This is a genomic window from Lysinibacillus sp. G4S2 (assembly GCF_030348505.1).
In the GTDB taxonomy this organism is placed as follows: Bacteria; Bacillota; Bacilli; order Bacillales_A; family Planococcaceae; genus Lysinibacillus.
Genome location: NZ_JAUCFJ010000002.1, coordinates 4443330 through 4459184 on the forward strand (window position 1 = coordinate 4443330; position 15855 = coordinate 4459184).

A 15855-nucleotide genomic window follows, 5' to 3' on the forward strand; every position below is an offset into this window, starting at 1 on the left:
TTACAAATAAACCCACCGAATAATTTAGGGGTTGGACTACCTAAATTTGGTGGGTGTTTATCTTAAATCTTTTTCGTGACCCGGATGTCCGCATTTGATGCCTAAGTATGTGTATGACTCGATCAATCAGGTTGGAAATGGTTTTATTCAATTGAAATAAACTGTGCTCCACTCCCCTGGCTCTTCAACATAACGTGTGGTTGATTTCTTTGATAGAAAGAGCTTGTTTTTCGATAAAAGCCCAAAAAGTTTCGATAAAATGAGATTTTGTTTCGATAAAAGCTCAAATAGTTTCGATAAAGAGCGATTTTGTTTCGATAAACCAGGATGTGATGCTCTTAGTCTTCGTTCCTCTACATGCACGCCGCAGGGTCTCATCTGTAACGCTAATCCCCAAGGAGTCGCCCAGTCGGAACGAAGATCAATTAATACATGGCATATGTTTTAACAAATGTCATCCACAACTTTTGGTGATGACCCACTCCCCACCTCATTGCCCAAAATATGTAAAAATGATAGTATGTACTTAATCATCATAATCAAATCCATGAATCTGAATTTCTTTATCACATTATTTTTTCAAGCATACTATAAGTCATAAAGGGATTGATTGGAGGGGATTATGATCAGCAACAATAAAATTGCATCCATCAATATTGTGCTGACAATTTTACTTATTTTAGGTATCACCTATTATTATTTTTACAATCATTCACCAATTCAAATTGAACTTATAGGCAACTTAGGAGTTTGGCTAGCATTCCCATTATCAATCATCAATATAGTGCTGAGTTTAAAGTTAATGAAAAATAAAACAGGTAAAGCTAGTACCTACATCGCTTTTATTATTGCTGTTATCATTTTATTCATTGCTTTATTTTTACTATTTCATTGGAGCTCGTCATAAAAAAATACTCCCTATTAGTTAGACAGATTAGCTTATCTAAAGGGAGTATTTTTAATCCATATTGATTCTTTTTCATTTTTTGTATAATACACAATAAGAGTTAGGCTAAAACTTATTTAAACGAAGCAAAGAAAGGAATGGGATAAGAAAATGGATATTCTAATTCCAATTGGTATAGGTTTTCTTGCTAATGTGATAGTATTTGTGATAAGTATGTTAGTCGTTAAAAATAAAAGAAAAGCTACCATGATAACACTTATTTTTTGGGGAATCGCTGTTCTTATGTCGTTTGTTATAGGTAGTTGGAGTGGAATGGGTTTATTTGTCATAAGCTTAGGGATGTTAATAGTGTCTATATGCTTGTATTTATATATTTTCATTGAACATAATTTTATTCAAAAAAGCGTCTAGAAATGCCTTTGAAGGGTTGATTCCTTCAAAGGCTTTTTCATTCATACTAACAGAATATTGCTTGGGGTCCGAAGAATGCACGAATTGCTGCTACGGCTGCAGTTGTATGACCTGAAACACAAGAGACCAACTCTTTATCACAGAATTGACCTTCAGGAAGCCCACTTCTTCAGAGCTGGGAGGAATGAAGTGCTTTTCTTTACAGAACGTATGTTTTTGTTGTATATTGTGAATAATCAAAAAATAAAGGAGTGACGGGTAATGACGAAATCGAAAAAAGATTGTTTTATTATAGAACTCAAGTTACTTATAGATACATGGCAAAAGGATATCCTATTAAAACGTTTTGAAATTGCCCGTACACTCTATAATACGACTTTGTCTTATGCAGTAAAACAATATACTTTGATGCAAGAATCAAAACTCTATCGAAAACAATTACGTTGCTATCAAATAGCGAAAAAATCTAATGATTCAAAAGAATTGAAGCAGACTGCAAAAGAATTAAATAACATTCGTCAATCTTTTGGATTAAGTGAAAATCAACTGCATGCGTATATTAAAAAGCATCAACATAACTATAAAAAACATATAGATAGCAATACTTCCCAGAAAATCGCCTCTACTGTTTGGAAAGCGGTTCAGGATGTTCTATTTAAAGGGAGCAAAGCACATTTTAAACGTTACGGAATGCTTCATTCTGTAGAAGGGAAATCTAATAAAGCAGGCATTCGATTTAAAGAGAATGTTGTCTATTGGAACGGATTAACCCTTCCTGTTCGTATTCGCAAACAAGATTTATTTGTAGAAGAATCCCTTGCTCTTCATACCATTAATTATTGTCGTCTAGTCAAAAAAGTGATTCGTGGAGTACATACTTTTTACGTACAACTCGTGATGGATGGGGTTCCTCCTGCAAAGAGAATTCCATCTACAGGAGCCTTTCGACATGCCTATCAAAAACAAAAACGGGTAGGTATTGACATTGGTCCTTCTACCATTGCGGTTGTTTCAGAAGAAACTGTTTTCATCCAACAACTTGCGCCAGAAGTACCTTTATTGGAGAAACAAAAAAGACGTTTATTACGCAAATTGGATAGAAGTCGTAGAAGTACCAATCCTAACAATTTCAACAAGGATGGTACTATTAAACATGGCGTCAAACTCCGTTGGACATATAGTAAAAACTATCAAAAAACAAAAAAACAAATAAAAGAATTAAATAGAAAGAAAGCTTCCTACATCAAAGAAAAACATGGTGCGTTAGTCAATAAAATCTTGTCTCTTGGCGATGAGGTGTACATCGAAACCATGCATTTTAAAGGATTAGCAAAGCGTACAAAAGAAACCAAAACAAATATACAGGGTAAAATCCAATCCAAAAAGCGTTTTGGAAAAAGCATTGGGAATCATGCCCCTGCGATGCTAGTGGAAATCATCCATCAAAAATTAGGTTACACAAAGCAAACGATACAGAAAGTAAATACGATCACCTTTAGAGCCAGTCAGTATAACCATGTGACGGATCGTTATGAAAAGAAAAAACTCCATCAACGTTGGAGTCAAATTGGAAGTCATCTTGTACAACGAGATTTATATAGTGCGTTTTTACTGATGAATAGTGAACCAAATTTACAACAAACGAATCAAGACTTATGCAATAAAACGTTTACTACCTTTTTAGAGTTACACAATCAACATATAGAAGACTTAAGACAAGTAAAGAAAACATTCCCTCTTAGCATGGGAATCAAACAAATCAAGTGAGGGCTATTCCTCCGTAGGTAGAGCTACCTGCCTTCGTTAAAACTTATTGCCAACACAACATCGGTTGTGTAAATAAGAAAGTCTTATAGAACAGAAGATAAATCAAAGATGTTGTACACAGGTCATGGCAACACCATCTGTGGAGAGCTTTGTAACGCTTCTTTTAAGTATATAAGAACCCCGCTGCTTTAGCTGTGGGAGTAGTCAGAGCAATTGTCTCCATATCCAAAGACATCATAACATCTGTCATGTGCCACACAGCACGTATTCCGCTACGGGCTACTCGCTTTGTCGCTGTCGCTTTCGCACAGAGCAAGGCTTCCTGCTAGCGAGCGTCGAGTAGCCCTACACTACAAGCTCTTCATCATAACATGTGGTTGATTTCTTTGATAGAAAGAGCTTGTTTTTCGATAAAAGCCCAAATAGTTTCGATAAAATGAGATTTTGTTTCGATAAAAGCTCAAATAGTTTCGATAAAGAGCGATTTAGTTTCGATAAATCTTCAAAGTATTCCTATAAAACGAACGAAAGTAGCTTTAGCGATTCTGTTTTGGGGCTCGACACTAAATAGCAACAAGAAAAACCCTTTCATCGATCAATAATAAACCTATTTTTTCCTAATCAACACGCCTGTTAAAGAAACAAAACCATATAATCATCATCAAAATATCGTTGACCTATTTTTAATGCCCTCTTCTCTGTCCCAAATACTTCAAATCCTAAAGAACAATACAGTCTTTTTGCTGAAGCATTCGTTGATACAACCGTAAGATTAAGCTGCTCAACTCCCTTTAACTCTTTTGCTTTGTTAATTGCTTCAACCATTAATTTCTTGCCAATGCCAAGACCACGCTTTTTAGGGGAAACATAAACAGCAAAAATGCCCGCTTTATGCTTTAACTTCAACTTGTTTTCTTGAACCAAAGTTGCAACGCCTACTAATTCACCTTGATCAAATGCACCTAACGTATAAGAACCTTGTGATTCAAATCTATTGGCAAACATCTCAATCGGATAATCCTTCTCCTCCTCAAAGCTAGAACCAAATGCCTCAGGATTATTTTGTAGCCCTTCCAATCTTAAATTCCGATATACTTCTGCATCTACAGCTGTTAAAAATCTAATATCCATCCTTTTCCCTCCTATGACTTTTCATTTTTATTGACAATTATAAATAATGTTTCATGCACTTTCATCACAAAGTTTCCTAAAATGGAAATAACAGCATATTGGAGAATCTAAAATATAAAATCTAACAATATGGCGTATCATTTTACGAAATTGAAAATATTGGATATTTCAGTTGAAAAAGGTTAATATGATATATATAAAGAAGGCGAAAGTTTAACTTTTCTCCTTATGAATGAAATAGACAAACTCAAGAAATAAAAAGTAATTTAGGGATTTATTGTACTTCATATTTACAGATTACAAAGAAGGAGAGAGGCCTTTAATGAAATCTTTTGTATTTTTTTTATTTATAGTGTTTTTTGTTACAGGTATTGGAACGATGTGGACAGGATTAAATTTCCCGTTTGACATCCAAAATGAAAAATTAGCAAGCCTTTTTTGCCTTTTTCTAGCAGGGATACTTTTGATTTACTACTATATATTAAAATCAAAGGAATGCAAATAACTTTATAAGTTTGCTCGCTTTACGCTTTAACTTCAACTTGTTTTCTTGAACCAAAGTTGCAACACCCATTAATTCTTCTTGATCAAATACCCTTATCGTATAAGAACCTTACATCTGCAGCTGTTAAAAATCTAATATCCATCCTTTTTCCTCCTACGACTTTTCATTTTTATTGACAATTACCAATAGTGTTTAATGTACTTTTATAAGGTAGTTCCCTAAAATGGAAACAACAGCACAAAGGAGAATCTAATATATGAAATCTAACAGTATAGCAAATCATTTTCATACATTACAGGAACAGCGCTCTCACTACCTTCCTTGTATTCAATCACTCTCGCAGGAACAACTGTGGCATAGTGAGAAAGAAGGAAAATGGTCTATCGGTGAACATTTCTATCACCTTTATCTAATACTAAAAATGTTGAAAACTGCAACAAAGTACTCCTTACTACTTACCCCTTACGCGAAAATGCGAAGAAACAAGCCTTTCGCCACTGAAATACATAATGTTTACGAAGAATTTAAAAACAGAAAAGGAAGAGGCATGAGAGCACCAGGAATATTAGTGCCTCCCGCAAAAATACGTTTTACGCTGAACAGCGACGAAATCGAACAATTATTAGTAAACGAGACAAATGCACTGAAAGAATTAGTAAAAGATATTGAGGAGGATATAGCCGGGCATATCGTCTTTCCAGACCCCCTCGCCCACTACCCTAACCTTATCCAATCTATTCAGCTACTTGCCATCCATGAAATGCATCATTTTAAAATTATGGAAGGGCAATATAAAAGGCTAGTAACGTCCAGTAAATTGGAGGTTGTGAAATGAAAAAACTATTGGTATGTCTTTGTCTCTTACTTTTTCTTGTAGCTTGTTCAAATGAAGAAGGGACTAATTCAAATAAAGAACTCTTCATCACAAAAGAATTTGTAGAGGAAAATGCAAAGGTTGGTTTATCGTACGATGAGGTTAGAGAGGTATTTGGTAAGGAAGTTCTTGCAGATGTCGTTGATCATACAGAAACATGGCTGTACGATTCAGCTAAACATAATAAATTAGAGTATAACCCAAGCTTAGAAGTTGTAGCCGATGAAATTACAAGTGGCAAACTTGATTATCAGCTATACATAAACTTTATTGATAAAAAAGCCATTATGTATTCTTATTTTTATAAAGGTGAAAATGGTAAGACGCAGCAATATGTTGTTACTCCTGATGCTGAGCCGTTTAGCTTTCCTGCTAGTAAGTGATTTTATGCCTTAACTAAAGTAAAGAAATTTGAAAATCTATCGGGATAACACTTATTTTTTGGATTACTGTTTTTGTGTCGTTTATTATAGGTGGTTAGAATGGGTTTATTTGTAATAAGCTTAAAAATGTTAATAGTGCCTATATGTTTGTTTATATATTTTCATTGAAGGTATCTAATAAAACCAGCATCTAGAAAAGCCTTTGAGGGTTAAAATCCTTCAAAGGTTTTTTCTTTAATACTTATGCTTGTGGTACGAAGATTGCGCGAAATCTACATGACGGTCTCGTTTAGTTTTCCCCCTCAGAGACGACTATTTAAAAGCTCTATAAATTCCCTCTCAAACATCTCGTTCAGTATGCTAAACAACTTTCAGGATTAACATTTTTAGAAATTTATGTTTTTTATCAAAATTTGCACGATTTTCTGAAAAACTTGATTTTGAAACTTTTATAGCAAGTGGTATTGTATTCACATAACAAAAAGTAAAGGAGAATTGATTTAGACTTAAAACCTTTTCCCACCTCATTTCAAGCAGTTATAGAATTTTACAAAGAGAGTAATTAATTAAACAATATATAGTTGTCGAATACAGTTATTCCTCAGATTTAGATATACTCAGTTTTTTCAATAAAACTATTAATTGGCTCATCACCAAAAGTTGTGGAAGACATTTGTTAAACCGTATGCCGTTTATAGGTTAATTGGATTGGAGGCTGGGCGACTCCTTGGGGGACGCTCCTAAGAAAGCTCCCAGTCGGAACGGAAATCAACCACATGTTATGGTGATGAGCCTATTTATTGCAAAATAATTCATAAATCTAAAGGAGTTAAAAATGAAGATCATAAAATTAATAATCTATTTTATTATGATTGTTTTATCTCTTATAATTGCAGAACGTGGAATCATATATGTTTGGTTGTCAATTACAAAACCTGGAATATATAATCCAGTAGCAAATCCTTACCCACTATCTGAAATATCACCATTTGTGCAATATTCTATCGCAGCCGTTTTTGTGCTAGTAGCTCTTTGGATTACAAATAAAATAATGTATTTTTTCTCGTTCATAAAAACGAAATTAATAAAAAATCCTTCATAACAAATGACCACCCGGCATGGAGTGGTCATTTTCATGTCTTATTTAATTAACCATTTAGTGTGTTAATTAACGATTGAATAGATAAACAATTTTCAGGTTTTATAACTAAACAATCTAATTGAATATCATATGTTATAGATGATCCTGATATTATTTAATCTCAAGCCTGAACAATATAGATTAATCCCTCCTCTTTTATAGTGGATTTTTCTTCTGCTCAAGTCTATTACTTAGATACTTCAATTTTGCAAAACTCTTCTAGCCACTCCGCCATTCTGCCCTTAGCATAATCCTGCTCAAATTCGTACCAATGATTTTCGATGCCTAGTTCATAAATTTTGTCTTTAAAAGAACGAAAAGGCTTATTTCCGTTAAGTACATCGATTAAAAGAATCTTCATCGAATCTGGTTGCTTTTTAGCAAAGCTGACCATGACATCATACATTTCAGGCGTTGAAACGCTTGGAACCATCACTAAATCCGCAGTCAGCTCATCATCATCCCAATCAATTTCAGGCTCGCCAGTTAAAGCTTCCGGCGCATCCAAAAGAACTTCACGCGTTCGACAGTTTAACACATACGACATTTCATCAATATTTCCATCTAAAAATACATCCGCAAGTTCATCTAGTAGGTTCAATTTTCTCACCTCATATAAGTGCTACACGCACAATTCACATTTAATAATACAAAAAATGCCCGCAACCATCAATGGTGGCTACGAGCTGTTTACTATTTCATTGAACAAATTGAGAAAGTGCCATGATTTAGAGGGTTAGAATGCTTAAGTTTGGTCAAAAACCGCATAAAAAAGAACCGAAAAGATTGGTTGCACCAGGTCAGTTTTTCTGTGGGATTTTGTATATGTTAAAGAATAATCTAGGATAAAATTAAAGTAAAGCATCCTTACAAGAGAATTTCAGGAATTTTTTTGGCTTATCAGTTTTCAACTCAACTTTTTCATTTTCAAAAGTATACAATATATTCTCTTCTAAATCTAAAAAGGACTTAAAAACACCTTTTTCTTCCAACTCTTGATATATACCGTCAACTACAAGAGTCTTAAAACTGGATAGCGGGGACGCTATACAAATATCATTATCCAAACAATTATAGACTCTTCTGTTTAAAGGAATATGTTTTATATCAAGATCGTTTCCTTCAGGATAAACTGTTAAATTATCTTCAGGTGTTGCAAAAACTAGAAAATATACACTAGAATCCGACATATTCTTATATCCATGTATGAGATTGGTCCATCCAACAGCCAAATTCCCTTTATCTAAATTAACAGTTGAATGTGTATCGATATAATATGTTAGTTCACCTTTTAATACATATGCACAATCCTCACCATACGGATGAAAATGTGGTGGGATCTCATTACTTCCCTTCAATAAACTAAATTCAATAATTCTTATATTTTTATTCTTACTTTCAACTAACTTATTTATTTTATGCTTATTATCACTGTAAAGACTATAAACTTTCACACCATATCCCCCATTCATACATTATATTTATGCTTTACACTAGCAATTAAAAGCATAGTTCGCGTGTAGACTATACTTAAATTCTTAAAATGAAAGAGTAAAGAGTAATATATCCATATCTTTATTAGCTCATAGAAATGACAGGTTGAAAGCATTGAAAATAGACTTTTAGTTTATGTTGTACGTGTTCTTATTTTTAATTAATATAATTACTCAGCTTTTGTAAAAAAATAAGTACTATTCGGCTTCATTGATCTCAATCTTTGGTATAGTGAGATTGACAAAAATATTGCTACCATATAAAAGCATGTTTCCTATATGATAGACCAATTAGCCAAATACAATCAACTCCAAAAGAATAGGACTCCTCTAGACTGACCTTTAAATAAATAAAAATCATGATAAATGGGGAAAAATGCCCACAACCATCAATGGTGGCTACAGGCTTCAATCTTAAGTTCAGATGCAAACTACATAAAAAAGAACCGAAAAGATTCGATTCGGCATTTATTCATACATTCCTATACTGAGCTCCCTACAAAATGCTTCTATAGTGTCACGCTCTTCTTTTGGCAATGCTTCGTACTCAACCAGATATTGTGCTGAAAGATCTTCTAGCTCCTTATAACTGACTTCTCTTGTCAGGACGATTCCATTGATCTCATTAGCCAACTGGTTTGCAGTCGCAATATCCGTAAACGCAAAGGCCTGTTCTTCATCATCCGTAAATGTAAGAAGGTCAATTTCCCCCTGGTAATAGCGATCATCTACTTGCACTACGTAATATCTAATTGAATCCATTATCCACCTCCTCTATTTATGATTTAAAGTATTTCCTTTTCAAAGCAGTCCGAGATTTCTAAAGTAGCATTCGTAAAAACTTTTCAAAATTCACGCCTGCTTCGCGTGGAATTTGATCCTTTGAAGTAGCTTCAATTGAAGCGGCTAAAAACGCCTCTGCAAGCTTCATCGACTCAACTAAATCCTGCCCACGCATCATGCCACCCATAATAACTGATGCAAACAAATCACCAGTGCCTGAATAGCTCTCGCCGTTATAATCGCGGACGCTATAAAATGAACGATCTGCATCGACATACATATTGCCTACATAACGCTTGTTCGCATCAGCTGGCGGCGGATTCAAACCGGTAATAATGACGTTCGCACCTGTTGCCTGCTGTAGCTGATGGCCCGCTTCCTCTAGCGCCTGAAAATAATCTGAATCGACCTGATAGCTCTCTAGTTTCTCATACGACAAACCTGTAAGCAAGCAGCATTCTGTAATATTTGGCGTAATAATATCCGCACACTTCACTAGCTCCTTCATACGATCAAGCAACTCGCCTGTATACAGTTTATATACTTCACCTAAATCGCCCATCACCGGATCGACAAGCAGCGTCGTTTCACTCGAGTGAAACACGTTTAAAAACCGAAATATATTATCGATTTGTTCTTTTCCTGTCACAAAACCCGTATGAATACCATCAAAGGTAGTATCAAGCTTGCTCCACTCATCCACAAAGTAATCCATTTTTGACGTTAAATCCTCACAATAAAAGCTCGGATATCCTGTTTGCGCCGTTAAAATCGCAGTTGGCAATGGCACCGCCTGAACCCCCATCACTGACAGCACAGGAATCGCAGCCGTTAACGAGCACTTCCCAAAGGATGACATATCCTGAATTACAGCAACTTTCTTCATCATACTCTCCACCTAACTAATCCTGCTTAGACTCTCTTCATCCTATCACAATTAAAAAGATGCGAAAATGCACTCCGCTTAAATTCAAGAAATGAAAAATCACAGAAAAACAATCTGACCTTTAATAATTTTATCAAATTGACACTTTTACCATAGTCAGTCCTTTGTTAAAGTTAAAATTATCAAAAATTTCATCTTAGTGAGGAAGATACAGATGCAAAATATACAAGGTCAAACTTATACAAGATCACGCACGAAAACATTTGATTTAGTGATAACATCCATTCTAGCAGCACTTGTTTTCGTTGCAACATCGTTCATCAATTTTAAGCTACCATTCGGCCAAGGCGGGCTTATTCACTTAGGGACAACCATGCTTTTCATCTCAGCGATTTTATTTGGTCCTAAAAAAGGGGCACTTGCCGGAGCAATCGGGATGGGTTTATTCGATATCACAGGTGGTTGGTTAATTTGGGCGCCAACTACAATTATCTCCCGCGCATTACAAGGTGCCATCGTTGGGAAAATCGCTTGGTCTAAAGGTCATAAAGGCGACAACGTTGGCTTAAACATTTTAGCAGCTGTCGTTTCAATGCCTGTGATGATGGCAGTATACTATATCGGGCAAGCGATTATGTTCAAAAGCTGGATTGCACCTATGGCATCCATTCCAGGAGACGTCATCCAAAACGTTGTCGGTTTACTTCTCGCAATTCCAGTATGTATCGTGCTGAAAAAAACACCGTACTTCAAAAAGAATTTTTAATACTACAAAATTAACACGCCATCTTGCTGTTTTCCTTACAGCATAGATGACGTGTTTTTATTATTTTCTAAAATCCGCTCTATACCCTCGATATAGAAAACGACTATTCTTAGATTTTTCTTATAGATTGTCACTTTTTCCAAATGATCAAATGACAATAATATAAGCTTTTTTTCATACTATATGTTGGAGGTGAAAAAATGCCAAGAGCAAAATACCGAGATGCTGACGTTGACTTAATGGCAAGGATGATGAGAGCAGAAGCTGAAGGTGAAGGAAATCAAGGAATGTTATATGTTGGCAATGTCATTGTGAATCGTCTTGTAGCAAATTGTTTAGACTTTAAAGATTTAAGAACAGTAGAAGATGTCATTTATCAGGTACAAGGAGGAAATTATTCTTTTGAAGCTGTACAAAAAGGGAATATGTTTTACCAAAGGGCGAGATCTTCTGAAAAAAGATTAGCCAAACTGAATTTGGATTATTGGAGGCAACACCCAGCGAAATATGCACTTTGGTACTTCAATCCATATGCCCCATGTCCTCCAACATGGTACGGTCAACCTTTTGCTGGTCAATTTAAAAATCATTGCTTCTATGAACCAGCACCTGATACATGTGATGGTGTTTATACAGGATAGGAGCTATTTTGCATTTTGGTGCTGCGAATACAACATTTTTAGTCGCAGGTACTTATAACCGATACTATTTATTCGATGTAACTCTGCCAAGCTAACAGTTATTTTTTTGTATGTATATATTTACATTGAACGTACTTAATTCAAAAAAGTCTTTATACTAAACCATTATTTGGATATAAAAATCCCCCTGTTCGTAAAAAAACAGGGGGATTATATTTTAAATTTCTTTTCTATTACGTCGGAATAACAAGTATGCTAGAGCTACTAAAATCAAACCAAGTACTTGGTATAAAGTTGTATTACTTTCCCCTGTTTGAGGTAAGCGTTCAGCTTGATTTGGCGTACTTTGATCCTTTTTGTCAACTTTTTGATTTTGAGCAACGTTGTTAGCTTGCTCTTTTGATGACATTTCTACTGCATTACTTACATTTTTTGAGTCATTTAGTTTTTTACTCTGTTCCATCGATGTTTCTGTTTTCGCTTGAGTCTTTGGTTCTTCCACTACAGTACTCTCATTTTTTGAGTCTTTCGGTTTTTCACTCTGTTCCACCGATGTTTCTGATTTCTCTTGAGGCTTTGGTTCCTCTACTACTTTACCCTCATATTTGGGTTCATATGTTTTTTCACTCTCTACTGGCTTTTCTGGTTTTTCTTGAGGCTTTGGTTTTTCACTTGGTTCTACCGGTTTTTCTGGTGTTGTCGGTTTTTCACTTGGTCCCACCGGTTTTTCTGGTGTTGTCGGTTTTTCACTCGGTCCCACCGGTTTTTCTGGTGTTGTCGGTTTTTCACTCGGTCCCACCGGTTTTTCTGGTGTTGTCGGTTTTTCAGTTGGTTCAGCTTGATTAAATGCTTTTAACTGAATAACAGATTCTTTGTCTACCAAACTAACTTCAAAGTCGATTGGTTTGGCATCAAGCTGATAACCTTTTGGTGCTTGTGTTTCCACAAACGCATATTTACCTGGACTTAGGTTATCTACTTTAATTTGACCGTCCTTATCTGTTACTAATTTTAATACAATTACTTCGCCTTTTTGATTAATAAGTTTGAATTCTGCATTAGGTAATACTGGGCCTTGCTCGTCTTTAGCATGTTTTGTCAACACTACCGTTGTCTTGTTATAGGAATTTTCTACTGTTACTTGAACATCTTCTTTTTGATCGTTTTCAATTGTAAATTCCATTTTTTCATGTAAAGGTTTATAGCCAAATAATGCTTTTGTTTCCACAAACGCATATTTACCCGGACGTAAGTTATCTACTTTAATTTGACCATCTTTATCAGTTACTAATTTTTCTGCAATGACTTTGCCTTCATTGTCAATTAACGTAAATTCAACGCCCGCTAATTTGTCTTTCGTATCAGCATTTATTTTCGTTAAAACAATTGATCCTTTAAGAATTTTTGTATTTACAATATTATAACCTTCAACTTTAGACTCATATCCCGCTACTGGTTGCTCTTTCACAGCATATTTGATTTCTTTACCATCTACTGTGTATTGGTCTAAGTTTTCGAAGCTATATTTCCATCCATTTTCAGCTGTTACTACTTTTGTAGCAATAACCTTATCGTCTTTTAGTAAATCTACTTTGATGTCTGTAGGACGATCTTGCTCACGATCATTGTTCCAAGTTTTCGTTCCTTCAATCGAAGTTTTTTTCAAACTGTTACCAATTGGTAATTCAACACCATTTGTAGCGCTAGCATCTATTGTAAATGGAATTTTCTTATTTGCGTCAAATGTTACATATTCAGGTGCTGATATTTCTTGTACATAGTACTCACCAGTTTTTAAGTTTGGTACTTCGACAATTCCTTTGGCATCGGTTGTATATAGATCACCAATTTGTTGACCATCTGATTTGAAAACTTTAAATTGAACACCTGGAATGACTTGTTCTTTATTGCCATCTATATGTTTCAGTATTCTTAATGTACCTTTTTCTGGTAAAATTCCCTCAGCCCAACCATTAGCTGAAATGTTTTTTACTTGTTCTACATTTTTCTCATGTACTTCATCTTGGTTGTTAACTTTGTATGTCAAATCATATTCATTCTTCAGATATTTTTCATTTACCCCTTCAGCTGTAATCGTCGTATTATAACTTACAGTGAACGATGATAAGCTTGCAAATTCTTTTTTAATCACTACATCGAATGTATTATCACTCGTAAACTTCACATATCCATACCCATTGCTTTCAAACGCTTCAGGTGTGAATTGATGTTTACCTAATTGGCCACTTGTTTGGATATTGAAACTATCTTTCTTTATTTGTTGACCGCCTTTTGAATAATCGTGTAAAACGATATCACTATCAAGTTGTTCTAGCTTTAAGTTGAAGTTTAGGAACCAGCGAACTTCATCAGCTTTTTCAGGAATAATATCTCCAGATTTATAGAAGAAAACTCCTGGCGTAGAGCTACCATTTGGATGAGTAATTGTTACAGCTTGCTCAGTTAAATCTGTTCCAAAGTTCGTATGAACCGTTTTTGTAATTCCAGCTTCAACATTCGTTCCTAAAATAGAGAAATTAAAGAAGCCTGTAATTTTTTCACGTTCCTCTACTTTGCTATTGAACGTACATACAACTTGTCCATTAGTCACATCACACGAACCGTAATCTTCTAGTTTAATAGTCGTATTGAAGCCTTTTAATTCATGTGGCAATGTCATCGTAATTGTATCGCCCGTATTTAATTTGACGTCAGGCTTTTCACTAAATGTTACATGGACACCTGTTTGTTCACCGTATGATAAATCTGTTTTTGCAATTTTCACACTATCAAGGAAGCCTGTATGGCTTAGTTCTCGTGCTTTTCCTACTGGAGGTGTATTTGTTTGAGTTTGTTCGGGTTTTACTGCGTTACTATCCTCTCCGACAGTTTTAGATTCTTCTGCAAGAGTACTTGACTTGTCTGTAGGAGCATTGGGGCTGTCTGTTTGAGTGCTTGAGTTATCTATAGGAGCACTTGGACTGTCTGTTTGAGTGCTTGTGTTGTCTATAGGAGCACTTGGATTTTCTGTTAGAGTACTTGGGTTGTCTTTAGGGGCACTTGGATTTTCTAATTGTTGAGGCGAATCAACGCTGTTATTTTTTTCTGCTGCCCCTTCACTTACACCAGCGCCTTCAATGGCATTCGCTCCGTTTTCTTTTACTGCTGGTTCTTCTTTTGTTTCAGTTGTTCCAGGTACTCCAATACTAGCATCCGCTTCACTTGCAAACACTGAGATTGGTGATAGTACTGTTTGTAATACGATCAGTAATAAGATTACTACTATGTTTAATTTTTTCATGTTTTTCTCCTTTCTAAATCCTGAAAGATACTTATCGGTGTTTGCTGACAACGTTCATACATTCATAATGTCGGAAAGGTTATCACAAACAATAAGTTGGTACCTCTATCCTTCAATTCACTTCTTGTCATAAATGAATCACATTCTAATAACTTCTTTTAGGGTATAGGTACAAAATTGCATCTATAGACCCTACTTTCACCTCTCCTCGAATAATGAATCTTACTTTATAATCATTACAAAGTAAGCCGCTGAACAAATACTAAATGATTCCAGACTTTTTGTCTACATAAATTTTAAAAAGTTCACCATTTTTTTCATTTATCCTTAAATAACAATAAAAACAGTAAAAAAATACTCGCAACGAGTATTTTTTTACTGTTTTTTATTATCAATATGTTGGAAATCCGCTTTCGCTACTAATTATTTTATTAGAATAATTATTGTTATTATATTAAAAAATTTTAAAATGAAACATGGTGTCCCCGTTGATGTTCATAACAAGTCTTATCCTACTAATGATCAAAATAGGTGAAAATCTATTATCTACTATTTGCTTAAGTATAGCTGTAGTCGGTTTTGGCGTATGATCTTTATTGAATATAAAAAGGAAATAAAATACAAACGGATAAAATAGACTTATTATTACACCCACATAGTTTAAATTGAAACCTTGAACAGTATAGTTTGATTCCGCTTCTTTTATAGTGGATTTTTGTTCTACCCAGCTATACATTATGTTCTATGGAATTTTGTAATTGTCCCTTTCTTCCGTTATATAATAAATGCCCCGTCTTTCTTATGTAGAAATCAACTGCTGAAACTACTCGACTTAAACCAATTATTTTTTGTGAGTGTCCAATGAA

The 15855-nt window shown here is 34.8% G+C and carries 16 protein-coding genes; 7 read left to right on the forward strand and 9 right to left on the reverse strand.

From position 1 onward, the window contains the following. Positions 1 to 147: 147 nt before the first annotated feature. The gene (locus QUF91_RS22685) at positions 148 to 378 is read right to left on the reverse strand and encodes a hypothetical protein (protein ID WP_289419416.1); all 231 of its coding nucleotides are present in this window, start codon (positions 376 to 378) and stop codon (positions 148 to 150) included. A 244-nt stretch (positions 379 to 622) separates the two neighbouring features. Here QUF91_RS22685 and QUF91_RS22690 point away from each other — a divergent pair, with 244 nt between their 5' ends. Continuing rightward, positions 623 to 907 carry a hypothetical protein gene (locus tag QUF91_RS22690; protein WP_285399314.1) on the forward strand — a complete coding sequence of 95 codons (285 nt, stop codon included), beginning with the start codon at positions 623 to 625 and terminating at the stop codon, positions 905 to 907. A gap of 672 nt (positions 908 to 1579) precedes the next feature. Beyond that, positions 1580 to 3085: a hypothetical protein gene (locus QUF91_RS22695; protein ID WP_289419417.1), complete on the forward strand. Its 1506-nt coding sequence runs from the start codon at positions 1580 to 1582 to the stop codon at positions 3083 to 3085. 163 nt (positions 3086 to 3248) lie between these two features. Here QUF91_RS22695 and QUF91_RS22700 read toward each other — a convergent pair whose 3' ends face one another. Together QUF91_RS22700 and QUF91_RS22705 are read right to left on the reverse strand one after the other, a co-directional pair. After that, complete coding sequence (locus QUF91_RS22700) at positions 3249 to 3401, reverse strand: hypothetical protein (protein WP_289419418.1); 153 nt, start codon at positions 3399 to 3401, stop codon at positions 3249 to 3251. A 317-nt stretch (positions 3402 to 3718) separates the two neighbouring features. Further along, complete coding sequence (locus QUF91_RS22705) at positions 3719 to 4216, reverse strand: GNAT family N-acetyltransferase (protein ID WP_289419419.1); 498 nt, start codon at positions 4214 to 4216, stop codon at positions 3719 to 3721. A 761-nt stretch (positions 4217 to 4977) separates the two neighbouring features. Here QUF91_RS22705 and QUF91_RS22710 point away from each other — a divergent pair. The 3 genes from QUF91_RS22710 to QUF91_RS22720 all read left to right on the forward strand — a co-directional run bounded on the left by QUF91_RS22710 (position 4978) and on the right by QUF91_RS22720 (position 7080). Next, positions 4978 to 5556 carry a DinB family protein gene (locus tag QUF91_RS22710; RefSeq protein WP_289419420.1) on the forward strand — a complete coding sequence of 193 codons (579 nt, stop codon included), beginning with the start codon at positions 4978 to 4980 and terminating at the stop codon, positions 5554 to 5556. Continuing rightward, the gene (locus QUF91_RS22715; RefSeq protein WP_289419421.1) at positions 5553 to 5978 is read left to right on the forward strand and encodes a PhoU family transcriptional regulator; all 426 of its coding nucleotides are present in this window, start codon (positions 5553 to 5555) and stop codon (positions 5976 to 5978) included. Before QUF91_RS22710 ends, QUF91_RS22715 begins: the two co-directional genes overlap by 4 nt. Before the next feature lie 835 nt (positions 5979 to 6813). Further along, the gene (locus QUF91_RS22720) at positions 6814 to 7080 is read left to right on the forward strand and encodes a hypothetical protein (protein ID WP_289419422.1); all 267 of its coding nucleotides are present in this window, start codon (positions 6814 to 6816) and stop codon (positions 7078 to 7080) included. A 226-nt stretch (positions 7081 to 7306) separates the two neighbouring features. On the opposite strand, the gene QUF91_RS22725 is transcribed toward QUF91_RS22720, so the two are convergent. The 4 genes from QUF91_RS22725 to QUF91_RS22740 form a co-directional block, all read right to left on the reverse strand. Further along, positions 7307 to 7720, reverse strand: a complete 414-nt coding sequence (locus tag QUF91_RS22725) for a UPF0158 family protein (protein ID WP_289419423.1) — start codon at positions 7718 to 7720, stop codon at positions 7307 to 7309. A 250-nt stretch (positions 7721 to 7970) separates the two neighbouring features. Continuing rightward, entirely contained in the window at positions 7971 to 8573 is a 603-nt protein-coding gene (locus QUF91_RS22730) for a cupin domain-containing protein (RefSeq protein ID WP_289419424.1), read from the reverse strand. Between the two features lie 507 nt (positions 8574 to 9080). Then, the gene (locus tag QUF91_RS22735; RefSeq protein ID WP_289419425.1) at positions 9081 to 9374 is read right to left on the reverse strand and encodes a hypothetical protein; all 294 of its coding nucleotides are present in this window, start codon (positions 9372 to 9374) and stop codon (positions 9081 to 9083) included. Positions 9375 to 9432: 58 nt separating this feature from the next. Further along, positions 9433 to 10281, reverse strand: a complete 849-nt coding sequence (locus QUF91_RS22740; RefSeq protein ID WP_289419426.1) for a pyridoxamine kinase — start codon at positions 10279 to 10281, stop codon at positions 9433 to 9435. A gap of 214 nt (positions 10282 to 10495) precedes the next feature. Here QUF91_RS22740 and QUF91_RS22745 point away from each other — a divergent pair, with 214 nt between their 5' ends. Together QUF91_RS22745 and QUF91_RS22750 are read left to right on the forward strand one after the other, a co-directional pair. After that, positions 10496 to 11047: an ECF transporter S component gene (locus QUF91_RS22745; protein ID WP_285396104.1), complete on the forward strand. Its 552-nt coding sequence runs from the start codon at positions 10496 to 10498 to the stop codon at positions 11045 to 11047. 200 nt (positions 11048 to 11247) lie between these two features. Continuing rightward, positions 11248 to 11688 (forward strand): cell wall hydrolase, encoded by a 441-nt coding sequence (locus QUF91_RS22750; RefSeq protein ID WP_285396103.1) that lies wholly within the window; start codon positions 11248 to 11250, stop codon positions 11686 to 11688. 217 nt (positions 11689 to 11905) lie between these two features. Here the strand turns inward: QUF91_RS22750 and QUF91_RS22755 are convergent, their stop codons facing one another. Then, complete coding sequence (locus tag QUF91_RS22755) at positions 11906 to 14989, reverse strand: SpaA isopeptide-forming pilin-related protein (RefSeq protein ID WP_289419427.1); 3084 nt, start codon at positions 14987 to 14989, stop codon at positions 11906 to 11908. A 454-nt stretch (positions 14990 to 15443) separates the two neighbouring features. After that, positions 15444 to 15725: a DNA/RNA helicase domain-containing protein gene (locus QUF91_RS22760; protein WP_289419428.1), complete on the reverse strand. Its 282-nt coding sequence runs from the start codon at positions 15723 to 15725 to the stop codon at positions 15444 to 15446. Between the last annotated feature and the right edge of the window lie 130 nt (positions 15726 to 15855).